This window comes from Streptacidiphilus neutrinimicus (genome assembly GCF_000787815.1).
Classification (GTDB): domain Bacteria; phylum Actinomycetota; class Actinomycetes; order Streptomycetales; family Streptomycetaceae; genus Streptacidiphilus; species Streptacidiphilus neutrinimicus.
On the sequence record NZ_BBPO01000009.1, the window covers coordinates 46,482 to 65,727 of the forward strand.

The window sequence follows — 19,246 nt, forward strand, 5'->3', positions numbered from 1 at the left end:
GCTGAGCGCCGCGGTCTCGTAGACCGAGCGCTTGACCGCCTCGACGGCCAGCGGTGCGGCCTCGTTGACAGCCTCGGCGAGTTCGAGCGCGCGCTTGAGCGCGCCGCCGTCGGGGACGACGCTGCCGACGAGCCCGATGTCGTGCGCCTCGGCGGCGCTGTAGCGGCGGCCGGTGAGCAGCATCTCCAGGGCATGGGTGTGCGGGATCTGCCGGGTCAGGCGGACGGTCGAGCCGCCCACCGGGAAGAGCCCGCGGCGGACCTCGAACAGGCCGAAGGTCGCCGACTCCCCGGCGACGCGGATGTCGGTGGCCTGGAGCACCTCCGTCCCACCGGCCACGCAGACGCCCTCGACCGCGGCGAGGACGGGCTTGCGCGGGCGATACCCGCGCAGCATGGCCTTCCAGTGGAGGTCCGGCTCGGCGGCGAGCCGCGCGCGATACGGGTCGTCCTGCGCGAATCCGCCTCCGGCGAGTGCTTTCAGATCCATTCCGGCACAGAAGGCCCCACCCGCACCGGTCAACACAATGGACCGGACGGCGTCGTCGGCGTCCGCTTCGACCCATGCGTCGTGCAATCCAACGAGCATCGGTATCGAGAACGCGTTCTTTGCCTCGGGGCGGTTCAACGTCAGGACGAGCGTCGCACCCTGCCGTTCGATGATCAGATGTTCCGTGCCTGCCATGGGGCCGCCTCCGCATGCCGCAGCAACCGAATCCCGCTCAGATCTAGAACAGGTTGCAGTCTTGCTGGCGGGTTTTCAAGGGCCACATCGAAAATCAACTCCGTGCGATCAAGAAGAAGTTCGCGTCGTCGGAAGCCTGGAGTTCTCCTCGCACCGCTCCTACTCTCCGGCCATGGAATTCAACCTGGCCGATCTGTTCGAGCAAGCGGTTGACCACTACCCGGGGCGCGAGGCGATCAGCTGCGCCTCCGCCGACGGCACGGCCGTCCACCGGCGCACCTTCGCCGAGCTGGACGAACGGGCCAACCGCCTGGCCCACCACCTCCAGGAGGCCGGTCTCGCCCCCGGGGACCGCGTCGGCGTCTACGCGCTGAACTGCGTGGAGTGGGTCGAGTCCCTGCTCGCGATCTGCAAGGTCCGCGCGGTCTGCGTCAACGTCAACTACCGCTATGTCACGGACGAGCTCGCCTACCTGCTGGGCATGGCCGAGCCCGCCGTGCTGATCTACCAGGAGCGGTACGCCGGCCGCGTGGCCGAGGTGCTCCCGGGACTGCCGGGCCTGCGGCATCTGATCGTCATCGAGGACGGCACGGCCCAGGCGTCCGCCGGCTCCGCGCCGCAGGCCGTCCCGTACGAGAAGGCCCTCGCGTCCGGCGGGCCGGAGCGCGACTTCCCGCCGCGCTCGCCCGACGACCACTACCTGCTCTTCACCGGCGGCACGACGGGCCTGCCCAAGGGCGTGGTCTGGCGCCAGGAGGACGTGTTCTTCGCCCTCGGCGGCGGAATCGACGTCACCAACGGCCATCGCATGGCCACCCCCGAGGAGATCGTGAGCAGCGGGAACGCCAACCCGATGACCTTCTTCCCGATCGCGCCGCTGATGCACGGCGCGACCCAGTGGGGGCTGATGCAGCAGTTGTTCCGCGGCAACCGGGCGGTGCTGATCGACCGGTTCGTCCCCGAGCGGGTGTGGCAGCTGGTCGGCAGCGAGGCGATCCACGTCGTGATGATCACCGGCGACGCGATGGGCCGTCCACTGGTGGAGGCGCTCGACCGGCCGGAGGCCGAGGCCTACGACCTGACCTCGATGTTCGGTCTGGTCAGCAGCGCGGCGCTGTTCTCCGCCCCGGTCAAGCGCCGCTTCCTGGAACGGTTCCCGACCCTCTACCTCAGCGACGCCGTCGGCTCGTCGGAGGGCGGCGCGGGCGGGGTCGCCCACTTCAGCGCCGACGAGAAGGAGGGGCAGGGCACGGTCACCACCCGCCCCGTCGGCGACTCCGAGGTCGTCGACGACGACCTCAACCCGCTGCCGCCCGGCGTCGTCGGCAGGCTCGCCCGCCGCGGCAACATCCCGCTGCACTACCTCGGGGACCCGGCCAAAAGCGCCGAGGTCTTCCGCACCGCGCCCGACGGCACCCGCTACGCGGTTCCCGGCGACTGGGCCCGCCGCGAGGAGGACGGCCGGATCACCCTGCTCGGACGCGGCTCGTCCTGCATCAACACCGGCGGCGAGAAGGTCTTCCCCGAGGAGGTGGAATCCGCGATCAAGTCTCATCCGGCCGTCTACGACACGGTGGTCGTCGGCGCTCCCGACGAGCGCTGGGGCGAGACCGTGGTCGCCCTGGTCCACCAGCGCGACGGCTCGGCCGAGCTGACCCTTGACGCGCTGCAGGCGCACTGTCGCTCGCACGTCGCCGGCTACAAGGTCCCGCGACGCCTGCACCTCGTGCCGGGGATCGAACGCACGCCGACCGGCAAGCCTGACATGCGCTGGGCGAAGCGGATCGCCGCCGGCTGAACCGCCGGGCGCCACGGACAGCCGCGACGGCCGGGACAGCGGCGACGGCCGGGACAGCGAGGAAACCCGGGACGGCCGCGACGGCGCGGACCGCAGGGCCGCAGGGCCGCAGGGCCGCAGGGCCGCAGGGGACGACGAAGTCAGGGGGAACTCAGGGTTCTCCCTCAAACGTCCCTGGAGTGATCCCCGATGTTGCCCGGTCTCGTCCCTGCGAACGAGCTCATCGTCGGATCCAGCGGCTACCGTGGAATTCTCTGGTCGGGCGGGAGCGAGGAGGCTGACCGGTGATGGGTGCTCTGGTCATCGTGGTTCTGCTGTTCCTGTGCGTGCTGGTCGGAATCGGCGCGCTCGTCGTGGTGGGCACGGTCAAGGCTGCCCGCGCCGTGGGCTCGAAAGCCGAGAACATGGCCCTGAAGGCCCGCGCCTACACCAACCCCGGAGCGCCGGGCCGGATCGCCTCGGTCCGGCTGCGCCTGCGCGGCACCCTCGAGGGCACGCGCCAGGCGCTGGAGTCCGCCGTCTCCCAGGATGCGCAGGTCGGCGAGTCGCTCCAGTTGCTGAAGCGCCTGGAGGCGCACGGCGCCGAGCTGGACGCGCAGTTGCGCGTCCTGGAGCACGAGCCCGAGGTGTCCCGGGTCGACGCCAAGCTGCCGGAGCTGCGCGCCCGAGCCGAGCAGATCACGCATGCGGCGGAGGAGTTGCGCTGGGCGGTCCAGGACCGCCAGCACCGCTTCTCCGAGGACGAGGTGAGTCGTCTGAGTGACGAGTGCACGCAGGAGGCGGACGCCCTGCGGCACTGGACCCGCGCGGAACCCACGGCGGAGAGCGCGGACGCCCACCCCCACGAGCCCGGCCGCCTCACCTCCGGCCGCTGGCCCACCGCCGACGAGGTGCTGGGATTCGTCGACCGCATACGCCGCCCGAACGGCGAGACGACCAACCCGCGCTCGGCCGAGCGCTGAGCCAGCAGCGCCGTCGGGCCCGCGCGGCGCTGCCGCCGCCCCACGAAAACCGTTCGCGCCCGTCCTGCACGCCTCCCTAGCCTGAGCGGCATGCCTGACATCGCGCTGCTCGCGCCTCTCGCCTCCGCACTCGCCGACCAGGACCGGCTGCTTGCCTTCGCCCGCGCCGTGCTCGCCGGGGAGGAGGGGGTGGAGTCCGCCGTGCTCGGGCGGCACGGGGCGCGCTTGGAGCAGGTGGGGCTGGTGGACGCCAGGGACGGGCGGTTCTACGCCCGCACGGACGCCTTCGCCCAGGCGATGCGCGCGCCCGAGCGGACGGAGGCGTCGGAGGTGGCCCAGCTGTTCAAGGACGGTCGGCTGACCGAGATGCCAACGCGACCGGCACGGCGGCTCGCGGTGCTCGCCCACCTCAGGGACCGGGTCTTCGAGCGGGGCGTGGCCTACTCCGAGCCCGAGGTCAACATCGCCCTGAAGCAGTACTGGGACGACTGCGCGGCCCTGCGTCGCTACCTGGTCGAGAACGGTTTCCTGACGCGCTCCGCGGACGGGACCTCCTACCGGGTCGCGGCCACGGTCGCGGACGATTAGTCCCCGCGCGGCCGATCAGCGCGGAGACAGGGCTGCACGCCACCGGTCACCGCGCCACCAGGCCGGCGCACCGTCGGTCCGGGGGTCGCCGACCATCGCCGGCCATCGCCGGTCAGCGCGCCGCCTTCGCCAGCTCCGAGCGCAGTTCGTCCGGGGAGGCGCTGCCGGGCGGCAGGCCCTCGGCGGCGAGGCGGATCACCTCGCGGCGGACGAGGTCGTTGGCCGGGGTCGGCACGCCGTGCAGGCGGCCCAGCATGGAGATCTCGCCGTTGAGGAAGTCCACCTCGACCCCGCCGCCGCGGGTCAGGCTCTGCCAGGTCGAGCCGCCGGCCCGGACCACGTCCGGAATCGGGACGACGCCCATCCGGCCGCCCTGCACGGCCTGGCGCTCCTCCTCCGTCGAGTAGGCGATGCCGGCGGCGTCCAGCACGGCGACGCCCTCGGCACGCATGGTCTGCCACACGTCCGCCACGTTCGGGATGCCCTCGCCGCCCACCAGCGCTTCGAGGGCGTTGGCCAGGTTGTTGAGCAGCTTGCCGTACTTCCAGCGCATCACGTCGGGGACGACGGGCGCGTCGAAGGTGCTGCCCTTCAGGTCGACCGCGATCCGTTGCGCGTAGCGGTCCGCCGCGCTCGGGAATCCTCCCAGCGTCAGGATTCCCGAGAGCGGTGCGCAATGGGTGATCACGGTGCCGGGCTGCAGGTGGGTGGCGGGCAGCCAGACGCACATGCCGACCACCTCGGCGAAGTAGCGCAGCGCGGTCCCCTCGTTGGCCACGCCGTTCTGCGCGCAGACGACGGGCAGCGACTCACCGGCCGTCCCGCCGCCGCTGACGGCCGCGCGCGCCCAGTCGCGCAGCACTGACTCCGTGTCCTGCGACTTGACGGCGAGCACGAGCACGTCGTCGGGCCGCAGCGGGCCCAGGTCCTCGTGGTGGGCGTAGGCGGGGATGCGCAACCGCTCGGTGCCCTGCGGCGTGACCAGGCGCAGCCCGTCGGTGCGCAGTGCGTCCAGATGCGCGCCACGCGCCACCAGCGCCACCTCGTGGCCGCCCTGGGCCAGACGCCCACCCATCGCGCCGCCCACGGCGCCGGCCCCGACGATCACATAACGCATGGCTCGAACAGTAGCGCCGGTTCGGCGTCGGACCGCGTATTACGCGCGGCTTCTGCGCTCAGCGAAGCGCGCTCCCACGACGACCGGCCCCGCCCCTCGAGAGAGGGACGGGGCCGGGGCGCCGACAGCGGCGTGACGACCGGGCCGCGTCGGCGGCCGAGCGATCAGACCGCGGCGGCGACGGAGATCTGACCGAGGACGGCGACGAGCTGGGCGGCGACCTCCTCGTCGTCGACCGGGTGGGTCTCGGCGAAGCGCACGACCGAACCGGGGACGGAGAGCTTGACGTCCTCAAGGACCTTGGCACCGGCGATGCCCGCGGCCTTGCGGGCCTCGTCCTGGGCCCAGACGCCGCCGAACTGGCCGTAGGCGGTGCCGACCACGGCGACCGGCTTGCCGGTCAGCGCGCCGCCGCCGTACGGGCGGGACAGCCAGTCGATGGCGTTCTTGAGGACGGCCGGGATGGTGCCGTTGTACTCGGGCGAGAACAGGACGACGGCGTCAGCGGCGGCGACGGCCTCGCGCAGCGCGGTGGCGGCGGCCGGGACGGAGCCCTCGACGTCGATGTCCTCGTTGTAGAACGGGATGTCGGCCAGGCCGTCGAGGATGGACACCTCGGCGCCCTCCGGCGCCAGCTTGACGGCGGCCTCGGCCAGCTGCCGGTTGTGCGAGCCGACCCGGAGGCTGCCGACGAGGGCGACAATGCGGACGGACATGGCGATCTCCCGAGATGATTCCGTGCGAAGTCTGAAGGCCTAACGGACCGTGGTCCGGTTCATGTCTAACATAAAAGCGGACTGCGGTCCATTTGTTCCCGTCGCGCGCTAGGCTGTGAGACATGACCCCGCCCTCCGAGCCCATGGCGCTCAGCCCCGAGGCGCGACCCGCCGACGGACGAGCCGTGCTCCCGCTCTGCGACCAGGACCCGACCGAGCGCGCCGACGCCGCGCGCAACCGCGCCAGGCTGCTCCAGGCCGCCGCCACGCTTATCCAAGAGCAGGGCGCCGAGCATCTGACCATGGACGCCGTCGCGGCGGCGGCCTGCGTCGGCAAGGGCACGGTCTTCCGCCGCTTCGGCGACCGGGTCGGGCTGCTCCTCGCGGTGCTGGACCGGACGGAGCGCGCGTTCCAGGACGCCTTCATGTTCGGGCCGCCCCCGCTGGGCCCCGATGCGGACCCTGTCACGCGCCTGGAAGCCTTCGGTGTGGCGGCGCTGCGGCACATGTCCGAGCATATGAACCTCTACCTGGAGGCCGACCAGCAGACCGCGGCCCGCTACGGCGCCCCGCCGCGCCGGGTGCGCACCCGCCACCTCGCGATGCTGCTGCACAAGGCGGGCGTCCAGGGCGATGTGGAACTGCTCGCCGAGACGCTGCTCGGCACGCTGGATCCGGCCTTCGTGCACCACCTGCTGACCGGCCGCGGCCGCACCGCGCAGGAGCTCGAGGCCGGTTGGCGCGACCTGGTCGCCCGCGTCACCCACCGCCGCTGAACCGGCCTGCCCGCCCCGCCGCCCGGCGGTCCTCGCTGCGGCGATGCCGCCGTCAGGGTGGTCCGTCGCGGCACGCCGACGAGCCGCGCCCGGGGTCCACGACCGGTGTGCTGCCGTGATCAGAACAGAACGATCACACGGACCGGACGGTCCCGACGGTCCCGACGGTGCCGACGGTGCCGACGGTGCCGACGGCACAGAAACTGCGGGAGGTGCGGACATGCGGGCTACCGGCCTGGCGGCCATCTCAGTGGTCTCGGCGCTCGCTATGCCCGCCGCCGCCCTCGGCCCGGGGGATGTCGGCGCTGCCGGCACCCGCCAGCCGGTCCCGCACGAGGCCGCACACGGCCTGACGCCGCTCCCTCTCGCCGGGCGCACCGTCGTGCTCGACCCCGGGCACAATCCCGGCAACTTCGACCACCGGGACGAGATCGCCCGGCTCGTCGACGTCGGCAACGGCCGCAAGGCCTGCAACACCACCGGCACCGCGACCGACGCGGGCTACCGCGAGGCCGACTTCACCCTCGACCTGGCCCGCCGTGTGCGGGTGCTGCTGCTCGCCGAGGGGGCCCGGGTGATCCTCACGCAGGACGGCGACCGGCCCTGGGGGCCGTGCGTCACCGAGCGCGCCGCGATCGGGAACGAGGCCGACGCGGACGCCGTGGTGGCTCTCCACGCGGACGGGGCGACGCCGGAAGGCTTCGGCTTCCACGTGATCCTGCCCGCCGAGGTCGTCGCGGGCACGGCCGACACCCGCCCGATCGTCGCGCCCTCCCGCAGCCTCGGTGTGACTCTGCGCGACACGTTCGCGGCCGTCACCGGAGAGCCGTTCGCCACCTACCTGGGCGGCGGCACCGGCCTGATGGTGCGCTCCGACCTCGGCGGACTGAACCTGTCGAAGGTCCCGGCGGTCTTCATCGAGTGCGGCAACATGCGCAACACCGCCGACGCGGCCCGGCTCTCCGCGCCGGTCTGGCGTGAACTGGCCGCACACGGGGTCGCCCTCGGCATCACGCGCTTCCTCACCGCGCCCCGGACGCCCCCGACGACCACGAACACGAACACGAGGACCACGGCGACCGGGACTGCGACCGGGACGGCCGGGAGCGGCGCGTCGAACGACGCCGCCGCCCCGACGACGACGCCCCCGTCAGGCCGCGTCGGCTGACCGTCCGTGCGCCAGGTGACCACCGATCATGCCTCCGGCGGTGGCCACCGCCAGCCCCGCGAAGCCGAGCATCCGGCCGCGTCCCGAGCGCCCGCGCAGGCGGGCCGCCCAGGACAGGGCGTAGAGGGTCGTCGCGGTGGCGCTCGCGGTCGCGTGGACGAGTCCGGCGCGGCGCTCCTCGGCCGTGGGCAGCTCGGCCCAGTCCACCCAGCCGGCGAGCTCCGCCGGCAGCGCCCCGAGGAACCCCAGGGCGACCATCAGCGTCGCCGCCCGGCGTTCGCCCGGGACAAGGTCCAGCACGGCGGCGGAGGTCCAGCAGCCGATCGGGATCTGCACCAGCGCGGGGTGCGCCGAGTAGCCGAGCCAGCCGCCGCGCAGTCCCTCGCGGACCGCGCCGAGCGGCAGTGAACGCACGAACGGGCGGAGCCGCTCCGCCAGTGGGTCGAGCTGCTGGAGCTGCTCGAGTCCGTCGATCCGGTCCAGGGTCTCGTCGAGGATCCGCCGCACCGGGCGGAGGGCCGGGAGCGAGCCCCTGACCCCCTCCGGGCGCGAGGCGGCCGTCGCACCGGTGATGTCCATGCTGTGTGGCTAACCGCCCTGCGGGCCGCCGAAACCGCGCATGCGCCCGGCCGGGCGCGCCCCCTCACCCGATGAGCCGTGCTCGGCCACCGCGCCCGCGGCCTCGTCCCGCTCCGAGCGCCGCTCGTGGAGGCGCTCCCCGCCCCCGGCGCTCCCCGCGCCGACCGGGGACGCGACACCCGCCGAGGACCCGGCGCCGACCGGGGACGCGGCGCCCGCCGAGGACCCGGCGCCGGCCGAGGATGCGGCGCCCGCCGAGGATCCGGGGGCTGCCGAGGACGCACCGACGCCCTCGTCCGGCCCGGGCTCCTCGTCGGTGAAGCTGCTCCGCACGCTCTGCTCGGGGCGGCGGCGGTTCTGTTCCGCGATGGCGTCGAGGACCCGCCGGTCCGCCGGGGTGAGCGGCGGCTGGAGGATGCTCCGCGGCCAGAGCCGACGGGCCCGCACGACGTTGACCTCGGCGGCGTAGAGGGAGAGCTGGGCGCCCAGGTAGATCCACCACAGCAGCCCGAGCACGGTCCCGAACAGGCCGTAGACCTGGGTGGCGTGACGCAGCTGGTGCGCGACCAGCGCACCGCCGAAGGCCTGCAGCGCCGTCCACACCGGCCCGGCGATCAGGCAGCCCGGCATCATCTGGCGCCAGTGGACGTCCTTGGGGGTCAGTACGCTGAAGCAGGCAAGGTAGAGCACGGTGTTGAGGCACACCGACGCGAGCAGCCCGAAGGCGAAGACGACCGCGCCGGACGACACCGCGCCCAGGACGGCGGTGGCCGCCGAGGAGAGCAGCAGGCCGAGGCCCAGCGCGAGGATGAGCAGCAGCGAGCGGGCCAGCCGCGGCCAGTAGCCGGGCCGTCGCACGCCGGGCACGTTCCAGATCTGCGCCATGGCGAACTGGAGCGACTGCGCGATGCCCAGGGAGCCGTAGAGCAGGCCGAGACAGCCGATGGCCACGGCCAGCGCGCTGCCCTGCAGGGAGTGCACGCTGCCGCGCAGTTGGTCGCCGATGACGGGGAAGTCGGCGAGGGCCGAGTTCAGCACGTCCTTCTGGAACCCCGGGTTGCCGCGCAGGGCGAAGCCCAGGGACGTGGTCAGGAGCAGCAGCAGCGGGAACAGGGCCGCGAAGCCGTAGTAGGTGATCAGCGCCGCGAGCGAGCCGCCGCGGTCGTCGCCGTACTTCTTGATCACCCCGAAGACGAAGCCGGGCACCCGTCGGCTCTGCTGCCAGCGGTCGATCCGCCGCAGTCCGCGTTCCAGGCGGTTGGCCATAACTGGCCTGTTCCCGCCTTCGCGGACCGCATGCCCCGGAGATGCCCCGGCGCGTCCGCCTGGTGCACGCGGGCCGACCGCCGCCGTGCGGGTGACGTCATCGGCCCGGCCTCGAGTCGTTCAGGGGCGCTCGGGTGCAGGATGGGTACGAGGTGATAGCCGTGATCTTCGAACTGAAGGCCGAGTACGGTTTCGCATCCGTGGACGCCGAGATCCACCTGTGGCACCTGGTCCGCGAGGGCGACACCGTCGCACTGTGCGATCGGACGATGACCGCCGACAGCAGGACCCGCTCGTCCGCGGACCTGCGCGACATCTTCCCCGAACGCCTCTGCCCGGCGTGCCGGCAGCGCTACTGCGAGCTGCTGCCGAGCATGACGCACCCGGCGCCCGCCGCGCCCGCGGCCCACAGCGGTCCCTGACCGGCCCCGCCGCCCGCTCCGCGCCGACCGTCCTCCCCGGACGGCTCACACCCAGCGCTGCCGCAGACCCACCAGCGCCTTGCCCTCCGTGGAGAGCAGGCCCGCGCGGTAGTCGAAGCGCGGTGTCGCGGAGAACATCAGCCACAGGTACTTGAGGTTCTCCGCGAACCAGTAGCCGGGCGTCAGGTCGCCGTAGGCGTTCGGGCTGCCCGGGGGCGCGGTGACGTCGCCCAGCGTCGTGTAGCCGCCGGGGACGCGCTGCCGCTCCCGCATCGCGGTGAACCAGCGGTAGGCGGCCTGCCGGTAGCGGTCCAGGCCGGTCGCGCGCCACAGGTCGAAGGCGGCGTTGGCATACTCGGGCCGCAGCAGCCCGCCGCGGTCCACGGGGGCCAGCGTGGCGCAGTCCACGGACTCCGGCAGCACGGGGTGGCGGTCCAGCACCGCCGTCCAGGAGTCGAAGTAGTCCGCGCCCTGCTCCGGCGTGCCGCTCCTGGCGAGCAGGCCGGCGTAGAAGGAGCCGAGCTGCTGCTGACAGGTGCCGACGCCGCTCGGCCTGCCGGAGCGGAAGTCGACCGTGCGGAACCAGAGCCGCCCGCCGACCCGGACGGCCTGGTGGCGCAGGACGGCGGCGTTCAGCGTGCGGTACCAGGAGCCGAGCGTGCGATCACGGAACTGGGCCCCGGCCATGTAGAGGTACTCGTAGAACGAGTCGACCGGTGCGTTCGGCGCCACCGCCGTGGTGTCGGCCCACCGGCCGGTCTCGACGTGGAGCGAGGTGCCCAGCAGGTCCAGCGCGCTGCGTCGGGAGACCGCGGCCCGGTAGGCGCGGACGCTCGCCTCGTAGTAGCGGGGGTCCCCGGTGAGTCGGCTGAGCAGCCCGAACTCCATGGCGTTGCTGCCGATCTCGGCGAGTGTGGCGACGTCCCCGTGGACGGCGCCGGTGCGCAGGTTGACGTGGGTGTACGGCAGGCCGGTGGGCGAGGCCGTGAACGCCGGCAGCAGGCGGTCCCCGAGCTCGCGGGCGCGCTGCAGCAGGGGGCGGCGGCCGGTCGCCTGATACCCCGCCAGCACCCCGCCGACCAGGCGGATCACGGCCTCGAAGACCTGCACCGACGCGTCCTGCACGGGGTCCAGGTGGTGCTCGATCCAGTCGCAGCAGCGGGCCGCCTCCAGGTTCTCCTCCATCAGGAAGAGCGTGTCGAGCGCCTCGACGATGGACAGGCCGAAGGTCCGCCCCGGGGCGAAGAAGTCGTGAGGGGTCCCGCTGAGCGGCCGGACCTCGTCGTAGCCCCAGGCGGCAGCCTGGTAGCCGCGCCAGCCGTGCAGGAACTCCGCGTGCACCTCGGCGGCGAGCCGCGCGTCCGCGGACGCGGGCTGCCGACCGCTCGCGGCGACGCCGAGCACCAGCGAGGAGGCGGCGACCCCGGCCCCCGTCAGCACCCTCCGCCGGGTGGAGCCCGCCCGCGCCTCCTCCCCGGAGCCCCCGGCGCGCTCGGGGAGCGGGGGCGGGAGGGAAAAGGCCGTCATGGATCGAGGAGGCCACAAACGCCGTTCGTCGGATGATCTCCACGCCGACGGCTCGCCCGATCGGGTTCGCGCGGTGCCGCCGATCGCCGCAGCGCCGCGCGGGACGTCCGGTCACGCGTCGGACCCGACGTCAGAAACAGTCACGGGAAGGGCGGTCGACAGGATTCGAGCGGGCGCGGGACGGGCATCAAGATCGCGACGGGCAGGGCTCCGCCAGGGCCCTCGGGGGAAGGAACACGACAGCCATGCCTCAGCTCCTGATCGAGGAGAACTTCCAGCACCTGGACGGCGAGGACGTCGAGGAGCTGATCGAGGCCCTCGGCGCGCTCGGCCTCAGCGCAGAGCCGACGCAGCCCCGCACGCCCGGCCCGCACCGCGGCTGGGTGCTGATGCTGCACTGGCTCCGCGACGACACCGCGCCGCTGGACGCGGCGCTGCGCGACGGCTCCCTTGCTGACGCGGTCCGCGGCGCGCTCGGACACCCCCACCCGATCGGCGAGGACGGCACGGAGGTGCGCGAGCGCACCATGCCGCGCCGGATCCAGATCCGCGACCGCCACGACCAGGTCCTGGCGGAGGTGGACCTCGCCGCGTGAGGGCACGGCGGGCGCGCGCCCGCTGTTAACCCCGGCCGAACACGGGTAGGCGTCCCTACGTCGAGCACGACGGGAGGCCCGCGATGACCACCGCTACTCCCCCGGCGCAACCCACGCCGGACGACGCCGATCGCGACGCCACTTCGGAGCAGAACGAGCACGCCTACGACCACCCCAAGGCCGAGGGCGACCTCGAGACCGGGGACGGCGACCAGGACGGCTGAGCCCTCCGGCGGCGCACGGGCACCCACCCGCACGGGAGCCCGTGCCTGGGCCGCCCTGCGGAGACCGTGTTCTCCCGCGCCGGGTCGCCGCCGGGGTCGGCCGGGCGGCGCTGTCGTGGCACGGCAGCGCCCGCACGGGCACGCGCCCGCGGCGCGGGACGCACGCGAGGTCGGGCGTGGGACGCACGCGAGGTCGGGCGTGGGACGCACGCGAGGTCGGCAGCGCCCTCAAGGGCCGCCGGGGCCCGATCGGGTCACCCGGCCCGAGCCGGGCAGCGGCGCCTGCGGCCCCGGCCCGCGCGAGCCAGGTCAGACCTGGCGGGTGCGGCCCTCCCAGTACGGATCGCGGAGGCGGCGCTTGTAGAGCTTGCCGTTGGGGTCGCGGGGCAGTTCGGCGACGAAGTCGACCGAGCGGGGACGCTTGAAGCCGGCCAGGACGCGTTCGCAGTGGGCGAGGATGTCGGCCGCGAGCTCCGGGCCCGCCAGGTGGCCGGGGGCCGGTTCGACGACGGCCTTGACCTCCTCGCCCCAGTCGTCGTGCGGGATGCCGAAGGCGGCCGCGTCCGCGACTGCGGGATGGCGCAGCAGGGCGGACTCGATCTCGGCGGGGTAGATGTTCACGCCGCCCGAGATGATCATGTCGATCTTCCGGTCCCGCAGGAAGAGGTAGCCGTCCGCGTCGAGCAGGCCCAGGTCGCCGACGGTGAAGAAGTCGCCGACCCGGTTGGCCCGGGTCTTGGCCTCATCCTTGTGGTAGGCGAAGCCGCCGGTGTTCATCTTGATGTAGACCGTGCCGAGCTCTCCCGTCGGAACCGCCTCGCCGTCCTCGTCGAGCACGGCGATCTCGCTGATCGGCCAGGCCCTGCCGACCGTGCCGGGGCGTTCCAGCCACTCCCGCGCCGTCGAGAACGTGCCGCCGCCCTCGCTCGCGGCGTAGTACTCCTCGACGCACTCGCCCCACCAGTCGATCATGGCGCGCTTCACGTGGTCGGGGCAGGGCGCGGCGCCGTGGATCGCGTGGCGCATCGAGGAGACGTCGTAGCGGGCGCGCGTCTCCTCCGGGAGGGCGAGCAGGCGGTGGAACTGGGTGGGGACCATGTGCGTGTGGGTGACGGCGTGGGCGTCGATCAGGCGCAGCATCTCCTCCGGCGTCCACCGGTCCATCAGCACCACCTGGTGCCCCAGATGCAGTGACGCGGCGGCGAACTGCAGCACGGCCGTGTGGTAGAGCGGGGAGCAGACCAGGTGCACGTCCTCGTGGCCGCCGCGGATGCCGAAGATGCCGAGGAAGCCGCCGAGCGGCGTCTGCTCCGGGGGTTTGCCGATGAGCGGTCGACGGATGCCGCGCGGGCGGCCGGTGGTGCCGGAGGTGTAGTTCATGACCCAGCCGGTGGTCCGGTCCTGGGGCGGGGCGGTCTCGCGCCCGTCGAGCAGGTCGGCGTAGGGGCGGAAGCCCGGAAGCTCGCCGACGGCGTAGCGGCGCTCCTTGGGCAGGCCTGCCTCGTCGGCGGCGGCGGTCGCGGCGTCGGCGAAGCGCTCGTGCGCGATCAGCGCCTTGGCGCCGCTGTCCGAGACGATCCACGCGATCTCTGGCCCGACGAGGTGGTGGTTGACCGGGACCAGGTAGAGACCGGCCTGCGACGCGGCCAGGTACGCGGTGAACAGTTCGACGCCGTTGGGCAGCACCACGGCGAAGGAGTCGCCGACGCCGAGCCCGGCCTCCCGCAGGCCGTGCACCAACTGGTTCGCCACCGCGTGCAGCCGCCCGGCGGTCCACGCGGCGCCGTCCGGCGCGTGCATCACGACGCGCTCCGGATCGGCCAGGGCCTGGGCCCAGAAGCCGACGGGCAGCGCGGGCGGCGTCGGCGCCGACTGGTTCATGCCTGCTCCCCTTCCTGTTCCTGCGCGCTTTCCTGTTCCTGCGCGATCCGGTCTTCTTGTGCGATGCGGTGCAACCGGGCCACGGCCTGCTCGAAGCCGCGGGTCAGCTCGTCCATCACGGCCGCGACGGGGCGTTCGTCGTTCATCCGGCCCACGATCTGCCCGACGGGCGTGCCGATCAGCTCCGGCGTCTCGTACGTCTGGATCCGGCTGAGCGCGTCGGCGACGAGCAGGCCCTGCAGCGGCATCGGCAGGGTGCCGGGGCTGTCCTCGGCCTCCCACGCCTCGGTCCACTGCGTGCGCAGTTGCCGCGCGGGCTTGCCGGTGAGCGCGCGCGACCGGACGGTGTCCCCGCTGCCCGCGGCGAGCAGCTTGCGCCGCAGGACGGGCGAGGTGAGGTCGGACTCGGTGACGGTCAGCCAGATCGAGCCGAGCCACACGCCCTGCGCCCCGAGCGCGAGCCCGGCGGCGACCTGCGCGCCCGTGCCGATGCCGCCGGCGGCGAGCACGGGGAGCGGGGCGACGGCCTCGGCGATCTCGGGGACGAGCACCATCGTGCCGATCTCGCCCGTGTGCCCGCCGGCCTCGTAGCCCTGCGCCACCACGATGTCGATCCCGGCCTCCGCGTGCCGCCGCGCGTGGCGTGCGCTGCCGGCCAACGCGGCGACCAACACGCCTGCGACATGGGCGCGTTCGATGACGTCGGCGGGCGGCGAGCCGAGCGCGCTGGCCAGCAGCTTGATCGGGTGCTCCAGTGCGACGTCGACGTGCGAGCGCGCGACCTCCTCCATCCAGCCGGTGATCCGCCAGCCGCCGCGTTCGCCCTCGGGCAGCTCCGGCACGCCGTGCTCGGCCAGCCGGGCCCGCACGAAGGCCCGGTGACCCTCGGGGATCATCGCCTCGACCTGCTCGACGGTGACGCCCTCGACCTTCTTCGCGGGCATCACCACATCGACCCCGTACGGCTTGCCGCCGCACCGGGCGTCCATCCAGTCCAGGTCCTTGGCGAGGTCCTCGGCGTCGCCGTAGCGCACGGCCCCCAGCACGCCCAGTCCGCCCGCCCGCGAGATCGCGGCGGCCACCGCCGGGAACGGCGTGAAGCCGAACACCGCGTGCTCGATGCCGAGTCGGTCGCTGAGCGGGGTTCTCATCGCGGCTCCCATGGCTCCGGTCCCAGGCTGCTGGGGGCAGCATGGCGCACGCCGTGGCAGAGCGGAAGAGATTTTCTGACAGATCGTCAGATGACGCGTCGGACAGTCATTCGCAGGGAACCTTCAGCAGCCCTTGACCGGATGGGTGGCGGCCGGCACCGACGCCTGCAGGGACCAGCGCGAAGGTCGGTCGTCCGCCCCGCCGAGCAGCTGTGCCTGGGCCTGCCCGCCGGGCGCCGCCCGGCGCCACTGCCACTGGCCGCGCCCGGACCACGCGGGATCGTAGGTCCAGCCCAACGCCTGCATGGCGGACCGCACATGGGCGACCACCCGGTCCGCCGACCCGGCCGCGCCGGCGTAGTCGAACGCCACGTCGACAGTCGGCGGAGCCCAGCCGAAGGTCGACCGCACGCCGTCGCACGAGTCCCACCTCGGCTCGACCGTGTCCCGCTGGGTGACGTGCGCCCCCGGCGGGATCGCCGTGAGCACCGGCTCGATCGACCGGAGCAGGCGGTGGCCCGGATCCGGATCCCCCACCGGCGCCGGAGCGCCGTCGCCGCCCACGCAACCGGAGAGGAGCAGCACCAGGGCCAGTGTCGGCGCCGAGCCGACCAGCGCCTCGCGAAGGCCGCCCCGAGTTCTGATCACGCGGTCCACCGCCGGGTCAGCGCCGTCAGGGCGGGCGGCTCCGGGGTCATCCGGACCAGGGAGACCGGAACCGGGCCGATGCCGCGCGCCCAGGCCGGCAGCGCGCCGCGCGGTGGAGGCGCCGCCTGGGCTGCGGCGTCGAGGCGGCGCAGGACCTCGCGGGCGGAGAAGGGGCGCCGGTCCGGGTCCTTGGCCAGCAGGTCCAGCACGAGACGCTCCAGCGGCTCGGGGATCTCCGGACGTTCGGCACGCGGCGGGGGCGGCTCGGCGTCGCGGTGGTCCAGCAGGACCACCAGCGGGTCGCCCTTGAAGAACGGCGGGTGACCGAGCAGCAGTTCATACAGCACGCAGCCAAAGGAGTAGAGGTCGGCGCGCTGGTCGAGGCCGCCGCCCTCGATCTGCTCCGGCGACATGTAGAAGGGCGTGCCCACGGCGAAGGTGTTGCCGCCGAGTCGGGCGGTGACGTTCTCGTCGCTGCCCAGGCGCGCGATGCCGAAGTCGCAGATCTTCACGGTTCCGTCGACGGTGCGGATCAGGTTCCCCGGCTTCAGGTCGCGGTGGATGACGCCGCGTTCGTGGGTGTAGGCGAGCGCGTCCGCGATCTGGCGGCCGATGCCCATCGCCTCGCCGGGGCGCAGCCGCCGACCGCGCGCCGCGTCGAGGAGGCGGCCGAGGTCCTCGCCGTGGAGCAGCTCCATGACCAGGAAGAGCACACCGGAGGACTCGCCGAAGTCGTGCACGACGGTGATCCCCGGGTGCTGCAGGCCCGCCGCGAGGCGCGCCTCGCGGCGGAAGCGCTCGCGGACCAGCTGACCGTCGTTCGGCCCGTCCGGCACGAGGCATTTCACCGCGACCTCACGGCCCAACGCCTCGTCCTCGGCCTGCCAGACCTCCCCCGCGCCGCCGCGCCCGATCCGGCGCTGAAGCCGGTATCTCCCCTGGACCAGCGTGTTCTCCTCCACCCGAACAGTATGCGGGGCCCGCCACCGCGAGTGGTGGCGGGCCCGTCCCTGTTGTCGAAGGTTTATGTCACCGCGTGTGCCGCGTGTTCGTCACTGCGTGTTCAGGCCGAGGTCGTCGATGACGAAGTCCGTCGTCCCGCCGCTGGTGTCGGTCTCCGAGCCGGTGAACTTGAGCGTCACCGTCTGCCCGGCCCAGTTGGACAGGGCCGCCGTCTTCTGGGTGTAGCCGCTCGCCGCGTTCAGGTTCGAGTAGGAGCCGAGGGTGCCGAGCACCGTGCCGCTCGGGTTCAGCACCTGCACGGTGAAGGTGTCGGGCTTGGCGGTGGTGGTGTTCTCGGTGGAGTCGACGTGGAGCCAGTAGCTCAGCGTCGCCGCGCAGCCCGACGGGATGGTCACCGACTGGGCGATCGTGTCGGTGTCCTTGGTGGCGTTGCCGTTGAACCACGCGATGTACGTGCCGCCGTGGGCCGGTTCGGCGCTGGTGGCCGTGGTGATCGGGTCGAAGCCGAGCGTGGAGGTCTGGGTCCAGCCGGTGCCGCCGGACTCGAAGCCCGGATTGGTGAGCAGTTGGGCCGGGGTGCAGCCGCCCCCGCCCGCCGCCGTCACGGTCAGCGTGAGCGTGGCCGAGTGCGAACCGGACGCCGCCGTCCCGGTGACGGTGACCGGGTAGCTCCCGGCCGGGGTCGTGGCCGAGGTGGTGACGGTCAGTGTGCTGCCGCCGCCCGCGGTGACCGACGCCGGGCTGAACGCGGCGGTGGCGCCGGCCGGCAGGCCGGACGCGGAGAGCGCCACGGACTGCGCCGATCCCGAGGTGACCGCGGTCGAGACCGTCGTGGTCGCCGCGGAGCCGGCGACCACGGAGGCCGTGGCCGGCGACTCGGAGAGCGAGAAGTCGTTGGCGGGGGTGCTGGAGACGGCGGGGCTCCAGTAGTCGCCGGCCATGACGATCATGACCAGGGTCTTGATGGTCTCGCCGTAGTAGCCGTCGCCGTAGGGGTTGGTCTGGAGGTAGCTCCAGATCTTGTCGGTCCAGGCCTGGTCACCGGCGGCCATGGCGGCCGGGCCGATCGAGTCGCCCGCCTCCTCGGCCACGTCGCTGGTGCTGTAGCCGGTGCAGTTGAGGTTGAGGTGCGGGTAGACGTTCGCGGGGTTGTCGCCGGAGACCTTCTTGGCGCAGGCCGACCACTTCTGCGCCTCACTGAGCTCGAACGCGGAGGTGGTGGAGCCGTTGAGCAACGCGTCGGTGCCCATGTGCCACGGGACGCGGATGGAGTTGTAGCCGACGATGTTGTCCGGCTGGTTCTCCTGGTAGTTGGCGGGCGCGGGCTTGGGGCTGGAGCCGTCGGCCCCGACGACGAAGTCGGAGAGCAGCCCGTAGGACGCGGAGTAGGCGCCGACGAGCGAGGAGTCGACGGCCTCGGTGCGCTGGATGACCTTGTTCCAGTCGTGCGAGGTGTCGTACGCGGCGAAGGCGCGCAGGTGGTCGATCATGTGGTCGGACGGCCGGGTGTCCGTGTTCGGGCCGTCGTCCTCGCACTTGAGGTGGCCGTCGGGAGCCACGTCGTGGTTCCAGAAGTTGTTCAGCCAGTTGAGGGCGTCGGTGGTGTAGCCGCCCCACTGCTTGTCGGCGAGGATCAGGCCGTAGCCGATGTCCAGGTCCCCGTCGGTCGCGCCGTCGGGGGTGCCGGAGCTGTAGTACTTACAGGTCTTGCCGTCCAGCTGCCACTGCATCAGGCCGTACTGGTCCTCGTGGTCCTTCACCAGCTGCCACAGTCCGTTGAACTCGGTCTGCGCGTTGGCGTCGTAACCGGCCATCAGCGGCACGATGTTCATGCCGTAGCCCTGACCCTCGGACACCGGACCGTTGTTGGTCGCGTCCCCGTCGCCCTTGCTGGAGACGTAGTACTCGTTGCTCGCGCACCCGTGGACCAGGTAGGTGGCTTTCCACGAGTCGTACTGCTTCTCCACGGCGGCGTCGCGCGTGGCCTGCGAGGCGGACGGCGTGACGCCGACCTGATAGGTCTGGTGGGACGGGAAGGCGTGGGTGGGGGATGCGGCCAGGGCCGGTGCGGCGGCGGCCAGCGCCACCACCGCGGTGGTCAGCGTGCTGACCGCCACCCCGAGCCCGAGCACGCGCACGATGCGCTCTCTCACGGCGTTGCCTCTCCTTCTCTCGTAAGG

Annotated in this window: 19 protein-coding genes; 8 read left to right on the top strand and 11 right to left on the bottom strand. The window is 73.0% G+C overall.

What is annotated here, in order from left to right; genetic code table 11:
• Positions 1 to 684, bottom strand: a 684-nt coding sequence (locus TR48_RS08725; RefSeq protein WP_042365374.1) for a crotonase/enoyl-CoA hydratase family protein, incomplete at its 3' end; no start/stop codon positions are given.
• A gap of 172 nt (positions 685 to 856) precedes the next feature.
• On the opposite strand from TR48_RS08725, the gene TR48_RS08730 reads away from it, so the two are divergent.
• The 3 genes from TR48_RS08730 to TR48_RS46550 all read left to right on the top strand — a co-directional run bounded on the left by TR48_RS08730 (position 857) and on the right by TR48_RS46550 (position 4,032).
• On the top strand, positions 857 to 2,482 hold the full coding sequence (locus tag TR48_RS08730; protein ID WP_042365375.1) for an acyl-CoA synthetase: 1,626 nt from the start codon (positions 857 to 859) through the stop codon (positions 2,480 to 2,482).
• A 287-nt stretch (positions 2,483 to 2,769) separates the two neighbouring features.
• Complete coding sequence (locus tag TR48_RS08735; protein ID WP_052442503.1) at positions 2,770 to 3,444, top strand: hypothetical protein; 675 nt, start codon at positions 2,770 to 2,772, stop codon at positions 3,442 to 3,444.
• Positions 3,445 to 3,534: 90 nt separating this feature from the next.
• Entirely contained in the window at positions 3,535 to 4,032 is a 498-nt protein-coding gene (locus tag TR48_RS46550) for a DUF2087 domain-containing protein (RefSeq protein ID WP_369405564.1), read from the top strand.
• Between the two features lie 112 nt (positions 4,033 to 4,144).
• Here TR48_RS46550 and TR48_RS08745 read toward each other — a convergent pair whose 3' ends face one another.
• Both TR48_RS08745 and TR48_RS08750 read right to left on the bottom strand, forming a co-directional pair.
• Entirely contained in the window at positions 4,145 to 5,149 is a 1,005-nt protein-coding gene (locus tag TR48_RS08745; RefSeq protein WP_042365376.1) for a ketopantoate reductase family protein, read from the bottom strand.
• A 164-nt stretch (positions 5,150 to 5,313) separates the two neighbouring features.
• The gene (locus tag TR48_RS08750; protein ID WP_042365377.1) at positions 5,314 to 5,865 is read right to left on the bottom strand and encodes an NAD(P)H-dependent oxidoreductase; all 552 of its coding nucleotides are present in this window, start codon (positions 5,863 to 5,865) and stop codon (positions 5,314 to 5,316) included.
• Positions 5,866 to 5,987: 122 nt separating this feature from the next.
• Here TR48_RS08750 and TR48_RS08755 point away from each other — a divergent pair, with 122 nt between their 5' ends.
• Positions 5,988 to 6,641, top strand: coding sequence for a TetR/AcrR family transcriptional regulator (locus tag TR48_RS08755; RefSeq protein ID WP_042365378.1), 654 nt, complete (start codon positions 5,988 to 5,990; stop codon positions 6,639 to 6,641).
• A gap of 220 nt (positions 6,642 to 6,861) precedes the next feature.
• On the top strand, positions 6,862 to 7,809 hold the full coding sequence (locus tag TR48_RS08760; RefSeq protein WP_052442504.1) for an N-acetylmuramoyl-L-alanine amidase: 948 nt from the start codon (positions 6,862 to 6,864) through the stop codon (positions 7,807 to 7,809).
• Here TR48_RS08760 and TR48_RS08765 read toward each other — a convergent pair.
• Together TR48_RS08765 and TR48_RS46265 are read right to left on the bottom strand one after the other, a co-directional pair.
• Positions 7,792 to 8,388, bottom strand: coding sequence for a DUF2231 domain-containing protein (locus tag TR48_RS08765; RefSeq protein WP_052442505.1), 597 nt, complete (start codon positions 8,386 to 8,388; stop codon positions 7,792 to 7,794). The two genes, TR48_RS08760 and TR48_RS08765, sit on opposite strands and share 18 nt — an antisense overlap.
• A gap of 9 nt (positions 8,389 to 8,397) precedes the next feature.
• A complete protein-coding gene (locus tag TR48_RS46265) occupies positions 8,398 to 9,654 on the bottom strand; it encodes a YihY/virulence factor BrkB family protein (RefSeq protein WP_052442506.1) in 1,257 nt (418 codons plus the stop codon).
• Positions 9,655 to 9,815: 161 nt separating this feature from the next.
• Here TR48_RS46265 and TR48_RS08775 point away from each other — a divergent pair, with 161 nt between their 5' ends.
• Complete coding sequence (locus TR48_RS08775) at positions 9,816 to 10,076, top strand: hypothetical protein (RefSeq protein WP_042365379.1); 261 nt, start codon at positions 9,816 to 9,818, stop codon at positions 10,074 to 10,076.
• A gap of 45 nt (positions 10,077 to 10,121) precedes the next feature.
• On the opposite strand, the gene TR48_RS08780 is transcribed toward TR48_RS08775, so the two are convergent.
• Positions 10,122 to 11,603 (bottom strand): glycoside hydrolase family 47 protein, encoded by a 1,482-nt coding sequence (locus TR48_RS08780; protein WP_084729056.1) that lies wholly within the window; start codon positions 11,601 to 11,603, stop codon positions 10,122 to 10,124.
• Positions 11,604 to 11,848: 245 nt separating this feature from the next.
• Here TR48_RS08780 and TR48_RS08785 point away from each other — a divergent pair, with 245 nt between their 5' ends.
• On the top strand, positions 11,849 to 12,199 hold the full coding sequence (locus TR48_RS08785; RefSeq protein WP_042365380.1) for a hypothetical protein: 351 nt from the start codon (positions 11,849 to 11,851) through the stop codon (positions 12,197 to 12,199).
• Positions 12,200 to 12,282: 83 nt separating this feature from the next.
• Complete coding sequence (locus tag TR48_RS43030; protein ID WP_161789795.1) at positions 12,283 to 12,423, top strand: hypothetical protein; 141 nt, start codon at positions 12,283 to 12,285, stop codon at positions 12,421 to 12,423.
• Between the two features lie 309 nt (positions 12,424 to 12,732).
• On the opposite strand, the gene TR48_RS08790 is transcribed toward TR48_RS43030, so the two are convergent.
• From TR48_RS08790 to TR48_RS08810, 5 genes are all read right to left on the bottom strand, one after another.
• A complete protein-coding gene (locus TR48_RS08790; RefSeq protein WP_042365381.1) occupies positions 12,733 to 14,304 on the bottom strand; it encodes an acyl-CoA synthetase in 1,572 nt (523 codons plus the stop codon).
• Positions 14,301 to 15,455: an NAD(P)H-dependent flavin oxidoreductase gene (locus TR48_RS08795; protein ID WP_042365460.1), complete on the bottom strand. Its 1,155-nt coding sequence runs from the start codon at positions 15,453 to 15,455 to the stop codon at positions 14,301 to 14,303. Before TR48_RS08795 ends, TR48_RS08790 begins: the two co-directional genes overlap by 4 nt.
• Before the next feature lie 123 nt (positions 15,456 to 15,578).
• Positions 15,579 to 16,103 carry a hypothetical protein gene (locus tag TR48_RS08800; RefSeq protein ID WP_152627864.1) on the bottom strand — a complete coding sequence of 175 codons (525 nt, stop codon included), beginning with the start codon at positions 16,101 to 16,103 and terminating at the stop codon, positions 15,579 to 15,581.
• The gene (locus tag TR48_RS08805) at positions 16,100 to 17,065 is read right to left on the bottom strand and encodes a serine/threonine-protein kinase (RefSeq protein WP_052442507.1); all 966 of its coding nucleotides are present in this window, start codon (positions 17,063 to 17,065) and stop codon (positions 16,100 to 16,102) included. The genes TR48_RS08800 and TR48_RS08805 overlap by 4 nt, the downstream gene beginning before the upstream one ends.
• Before the next feature lie 90 nt (positions 17,066 to 17,155).
• Complete coding sequence (locus TR48_RS08810; protein ID WP_042365383.1) at positions 17,156 to 19,219, bottom strand: glycosyl hydrolase family 8; 2,064 nt, start codon at positions 19,217 to 19,219, stop codon at positions 17,156 to 17,158.
• Positions 19,220 to 19,246: the final 27 nt, after the last annotated feature.

Bases quoted from the DNA above. Each gene is read 5' to 3' on its own strand.
- TR48_RS08765 (WP_052442505.1), bottom strand. From the start codon at position 8,388: ATGGACATCACCGGTGCGACGGCCGCCTCGCGCCCGGAGGGGGTCAGG.
- TR48_RS08745 (WP_042365376.1), bottom strand. From the start codon at position 5,149: ATGCGTTATGTGATCGTCGGGGCCGGCGCCGTGGGCGGCGCGATGGGT.
- TR48_RS08780 (WP_084729056.1), bottom strand. From the start codon at position 11,603: ATGACGGCCTTTTCCCTCCCGCCCCCGCTCCCCGAGCGCGCCGGGGGC.
- TR48_RS08785 (WP_042365380.1), top strand. From the start codon at position 11,849: ATGCCTCAGCTCCTGATCGAGGAGAACTTCCAGCACCTGGACGGCGAG.
- TR48_RS08730 (WP_042365375.1), top strand. From the start codon at position 857: ATGGAATTCAACCTGGCCGATCTGTTCGAGCAAGCGGTTGACCACTAC.
- TR48_RS46265 (WP_052442506.1), bottom strand. From the start codon at position 9,654: ATGGCCAACCGCCTGGAACGCGGACTGCGGCGGATCGACCGCTGGCAG.
- TR48_RS43030 (WP_161789795.1), top strand. From the start codon at position 12,283: ATGACCACCGCTACTCCCCCGGCGCAACCCACGCCGGACGACGCCGAT.
- TR48_RS46550 (WP_369405564.1), top strand. From the start codon at position 3,535: ATGCCTGACATCGCGCTGCTCGCGCCTCTCGCCTCCGCACTCGCCGAC.
- TR48_RS08790 (WP_042365381.1), bottom strand. From the start codon at position 14,304: ATGAACCAGTCGGCGCCGACGCCGCCCGCGCTGCCCGTCGGCTTCTGG.
- TR48_RS08760 (WP_052442504.1), top strand. From the start codon at position 6,862: ATGCGGGCTACCGGCCTGGCGGCCATCTCAGTGGTCTCGGCGCTCGCT.
- TR48_RS08795 (WP_042365460.1), bottom strand. From the start codon at position 15,455: ATGAGAACCCCGCTCAGCGACCGACTCGGCATCGAGCACGCGGTGTTC.
- TR48_RS08750 (WP_042365377.1), bottom strand. From the start codon at position 5,865: ATGTCCGTCCGCATTGTCGCCCTCGTCGGCAGCCTCCGGGTCGGCTCG.
- TR48_RS08735 (WP_052442503.1), top strand. From the start codon at position 2,770: ATGGGTGCTCTGGTCATCGTGGTTCTGCTGTTCCTGTGCGTGCTGGTC.
- TR48_RS08755 (WP_042365378.1), top strand. From the start codon at position 5,988: ATGACCCCGCCCTCCGAGCCCATGGCGCTCAGCCCCGAGGCGCGACCC.